This is a genomic window from Salinivibrio sp. PR919, from assembly GCF_001995355.1.
Lineage (GTDB): Bacteria > Pseudomonadota > Gammaproteobacteria > Enterobacterales > Vibrionaceae > Salinivibrio > Salinivibrio proteolyticus.
Genome location: NZ_MUFL01000166.1, coordinates 1 through 1,881 on the forward strand (window position 1 = coordinate 1; position 1,881 = coordinate 1,881).

The window sequence follows — 1,881 nt, forward strand, 5'->3', positions numbered from 1 at the left end:
AAGGTAACCCTGCCTTCGGCGCACCAGACCTCACCGATAACGTCTGGCTATACGGTGGCTCTCGCCGTGCAGTCGAAGACACTATCCGCTACGGTCGCCAAGGTGTGATGCCTGCGTGGAAAGATATCCTCGGTGAAGAAAAAATTCAGTTGCTCTCTGCTTATGTATGGCGTTTGAGTAACCCCGAAGTAAAATAAGCACTTACGTGTGAACATGGCCCCTGTTCCGCAGGGGCTTTTTTAAACGCTCAAGCAAAGGTGTTCCCCATGATAAAGCCCTGGTACAAGCAGTTCTGGCCTTGGTTCCTTATCGCGCTTCCCGCTTCTGTTGTTGTCGCCAGTTTGCTCACAGTGACAGTGTTCTCATTGAACTCAGTGTCGCTTGTGGCTGAAGATTATTATAAAAAAGGAAAAGCGATTAACGTCGACCTTTCTAAACTTCGTGTGGCGGCGCAAAAAGGCGTTTCCGCTAGTCTATCGACGACGCCGGACGCATTACGCATTGCGCTCAATAAAGGCGAACTTGAACGTTTCCCAACCCTTCGGGTACATGTCCAACACCGCACGCTAGAGCGGAAAGACATCAATGCGATGGTGAATCCGAACCAAGCGGGCATTTATCATATTGATCTTGCCGAGCCAATTGAGGGGCCGTGGTTTGTTGAGATCTCGTCATTTGACGATAGTTGGAAGGTAAACGGACGGGTAAATTTCCCTCTCTCAAGTGATTGGACATTAAGCGGTAAGCAGTAATCATGACCCACTCCTGTTWTCACTGTGGTGAGCCAGTTTTGACTGGCGACACCTATCAAGTTGTGATCTTTGATCAACCTCGTCTAATGTGCTGTCCCGGTTGCCAAGCAGTGGCAACCACTATCGTAGACAGTGGTTTGAGTTCTTATTATCAATATCGAACCACCCAAGCAGACAAAGCCGACCTTGTGCCGGAAGAGCTCAAATCACTGTCGTTATATGACAATGAAGATGTTCAACGCGAATTTGTACGTGATCTTGCCGAACAAAAAGAGGTGACGTTGTCACTCGATGGCGTGTCATGTGCGGCTTGTGCATGGTTAATTGAAAAGCAATTACAGCGCGCCAAAGGTGTCACGCATATCCAAGTCAATACCACCACGAACCGTGCGACCGTGCGTTGGGATCAAACCCAAACATCACTCAGCACTATTCTTACACACATTCACCAGCTCGGTTACAAAGCTGCGCCGTTTGAAGCGGATAAACAAGAGCAGCAATACCACCGTAATATGAAGCAATACCTCTATCGTCTAGGGATTGCAGGCCTCGCTACCATGCAAGTCATGATGCTGGCGGTGGCGATGTACTTTGAAGTCTTTGGCGATATGGATGAAACCTTCCGAAACTATTTCCGTTGGATAAGCCTCATCTTTGCCACCCCCGTGCTGCTTTACTCCGCGCTTCCGTTTTACACCAATGCGTGGCGAAACTTAAAAGCACGCACACTGGGTATGGATGTGCCCGTTTCTATCGCCCTGCTCTTTGCCTATTTTTCAAGTTTGTACGCGACCGTTACCGGTAAAGGGGAAGTCTTTTTTGAATCGGTCGCGATGTTTACTTTCTTCTTACTGCTGGGGCGTTTTCTGGAAATGCGGGCAAGACGCACAGCGGCGGCCGCGAGTGCAAATTTGCTCAAGCTGGTACCGAAAATGGCGCGCTATCTTGATGGTGAAGCAGTGCCTGCCAATAGCCTCTCGGTAGGAGAAAAAATACGCGTGTTGCCAGGTGAGCCTTTCCCTGCCGATGGTGTGGTACTAACCGGCACAACCTCGGTTGATGAAGCGATGCTCACCGGCGAGTCACTGCCGCAAATGAAACAAGAGGGAGACGTTGTTTACGCGGGGAC

General features: G+C 49.7%; 2 protein-coding genes and 1 pseudogene. All 3 read left to right on the forward strand.

Annotation, left to right across the window (positions count from 1 at the left end):
- Positions 1-197: pseudogene (locus BZG83_RS16380) on the forward strand (cytochrome C oxidase Cbb3); the annotation flags it as partial.
- 69 nt (positions 198-266) lie between these two features.
- Positions 267-752, forward strand: coding sequence for a FixH family protein (locus BZG83_RS16385; RefSeq protein ID WP_077456154.1), 486 nt, complete (start codon positions 267-269; stop codon positions 750-752).
- A gap of 2 nt (positions 753-754) precedes the next feature.
- A partial coding sequence (locus tag BZG83_RS16390) for a heavy metal translocating P-type ATPase (protein WP_131825118.1) occupies positions 755-1,881 on the forward strand: 1,127 nt, incomplete at its 3' end.